Source organism: Stenotrophomonas sp. PS02298, from assembly GCF_029959445.1.
Classification (GTDB): Bacteria; Pseudomonadota; Gammaproteobacteria; order Xanthomonadales; family Xanthomonadaceae; genus Stenotrophomonas.
Map to the genome: position 1 here is coordinate 1 of NZ_JASCOR010000287.1, position 2,510 is coordinate 2,510.

The following is a 2,510-nucleotide window of genomic DNA, read 5'->3' on the forward strand; positions in this document are numbered from 1 at the left end:
GCCGAGCCATGCTCGGCAGAGGCTTCACCGATAGAGCCCCAATGCCGAGCATGGCTCGGCACTACAGTTGAAGCGTTACCGGCAATGCCCCAATGCCGAGCATGGCTCGGCACTACAGTTGAAGCGTTACCGGCAATGCCCCAATGCCGAGCATGGCTCGGCACTACAGGGACGCTTCAGGCGCCGTAACGCGTCTTCAACATCGCCCACGCCGAGCGCAATGCCAGCGCTTCACCACCGGCCGGGCGGCCCGGGCGCTCGCCGTCGTTCCAGGCGTAGACGTCCAGATGTGCCCACACTTGGCCTTCGTTGATGAAACGCTCCAGATACAGCGCTGCGGTCACCGAACCGGCCATGCGCGAGCCGGCGTTGGCCAGATCGGCAATGCCGCTGTTGAGGTAGCGCAGGTAGGGGCGCCACAACGGCATGCGCCAGACCGGGTCGCGGGTGCTGTCGCCCGCCTGCAGCCACTGGTTGGCCAGGGTGTCGTCATTGGCGAACAAGGCCGGTAGGTCCGGGCCCAGCGCGATGCGTGCGGCACCGGTAAGGGTGGCGAAATCGAGGATGGTGTCCGGGTTCTGCTCGCTGACGTAGGTCAGCGCGTCGCACAGCACCAGGCGGCCTTCGGCGTCGGTGTTGTCGATCTCCACGGTGAGGCCCTTGCGGGTGATGATCACTTCGCCGGGACGGAAGGCATCCGGGCCGACGGCGTTCTCCACCGCAGCCACCACCAGGGTCAGCTGCACCGGCAGCTGCTGCGCCATCACCAGGCCCGCCAGGGCGATGGCGTGGGCGGCGCCGCCCATGTCCTTCTTCATGTTGCGCATGCCGTCGGCCGGCTTCAGGTCCAGGCCGCCGGTGTCGAAGCACACGCCCTTGCCGACCAGTGCCAGATGCGGTGCACCGGCATTGCCCCAGCGCAGCACGATCAAGCGCGGCGCGCGATGCGAGGCGCGGCCAACCGCGTGGATGGTGGGGAAGTTCATTTCCAGCAGTTCGTCGCCGGCAATCACTTCCAGCTCGCCGCCATGGGCTTCGACCAGATCGCGCGCGGCGTCTTCCAGCTGCTGCGGGCCCATGTCTTCGGTCGGCGTATTGACCCAGTCGCGCACGCGCAGGCAGGCGGTCACCACGTCCAGCGCTTCGGCGGCAGGCGTTGCCAGCAGTTGCGCGGCCGGGCGCGCCAGCTTGCGGTAGCGGTCGAAGCGGTAGCTACCCAGGCCCCAGCCGATCTGCAGGTTGGCGCTGCTGCTGGCGTCCAGCGCGTTGGCAACCTGCCAGGTGGTGCCGGCAGGCAGCGCGAACGGTGCATGCGCGTAGGCGTAGGCATCGGCATGATCGCCAACGCCGAGCACGGCGCCGGCAATGCCGTTGTCGCCGGGCAACAACAGCACGCTGTTTGGCGCGGCGTTGAATTGTTGTGCTGCGGCCCAGGCCTGCACGGCGGCAGGCTGCTGTGCCTTCCACGCGGCAAAGCCGTCGCGGTCCAGCACGTACAGCGGCAGGGCGTTGCTGGAATCGGTGGTGTAAGCGGTAATCGGGGTCATGGTGTTCTCTTGCGTCTGCTGGCGGCCGTGGGCTTAGCGCTGCGGGTTGGAGGCGTTGCCATCCAGCCAGTCGGCCAGTCCGGTCAGGGTGTCGAACTGCAGGTCAGGCTGCAGTTCGGTGTGGGTCCATGAATGTTCTTCGCGGTTGATCCAGCAACCACGCAGGCCGGCGCGCATCGCACCGGCTACGTCCATCTCGGCGTGATCGCCGACGTGCAGTACCTGCGCGTGCTCAACGCCAAGGCGTTCGCAGGCGGCATGGAAGATGCCCGGGTCCGGCTTGGCTGCACCGAATTCGCGTGAGCCCAGCTGGAAGGCGAACAACTCGCCGATGCCAATGCGCTGCAGGTCGGCATTGCCGTTGCTCACTGCTGCCACCGGCACGCGCGCGGCGATGCGGCGCAGTGCGGCCAATGCATCGGGGTAGAACTCGACCTGGTTGCGCGCGGCGTAGAACGCTTCGTAGGCCGGGTCGAGCAGGTCCATGCTGGCACCACTCTTTTCCAGCGCTTCGGCCAAGGTCAGCCGGCGCAAGGCGCTGAGGTCATAGTGCAGATGCGGGTTGTCGCGGAACGAGCGTTCGCGCAGCTCACGCATGGCGGCGACCGGGTACATGCTGGCGGTCGCCGGGCTGTGCTGCAGCATCCAGTCGTGCAGCACCTGGTCGATGCGGGCACCGATGGGGGCGAACGGCCACAGGGTGTCGTCCAGATCGAGGGTGATGGCGAGTACGGGGAAATTCATCCGGCCATTTTACGCCAAGCCCATGAGCCGGGCCTGTAGGGGCCGTGGCTGCCCGCTTTTGTAGGAGCGGCGTCAGCCGCGAAGCCGGCACGTCATCAGTTGGCATGGCCCCGGATTGCTGCAGCGGCGTAGCCCGGGTAAGCGCAGCGCACCCGGGAAGTGGGCGTGCGCTGATGTCTGGCGTTGTCTGCAAACGGTCCCGGGTGCGCTGCGCTTACC

2 protein-coding genes are annotated in these 2,510 nt (G+C 67.1%); both read right to left on the minus strand.

Going from position 1 to position 2,510, the window contains the following annotated elements; genetic code table 11:
* Positions 1-176: 176 nt before the first annotated feature.
* Complete coding sequence (locus QMX78_RS21115) at positions 177-1,547, minus strand: leucyl aminopeptidase family protein (protein ID WP_282273361.1); 1,371 nt, start codon at positions 1,545-1,547, stop codon at positions 177-179.
* Between the two features lie 33 nt (positions 1,548-1,580).
* On the minus strand, positions 1,581-2,291 hold the full coding sequence (locus QMX78_RS21120) for an HAD-IA family hydrolase (protein WP_282273363.1): 711 nt from the start codon (positions 2,289-2,291) through the stop codon (positions 1,581-1,583).
* Positions 2,292-2,510: the final 219 nt, after the last annotated feature.

Bases quoted from the DNA above. Each gene is read 5' to 3' on its own strand.
- QMX78_RS21120 (WP_282273363.1), bottom strand. From the start codon at position 2,291: ATGAATTTCCCCGTACTCGCCATCACCCTCGATCTGGACGACACCCTG.
- QMX78_RS21115 (WP_282273361.1), bottom strand. From the start codon at position 1,547: ATGACCCCGATTACCGCTTACACCACCGATTCCAGCAACGCCCTGCCG.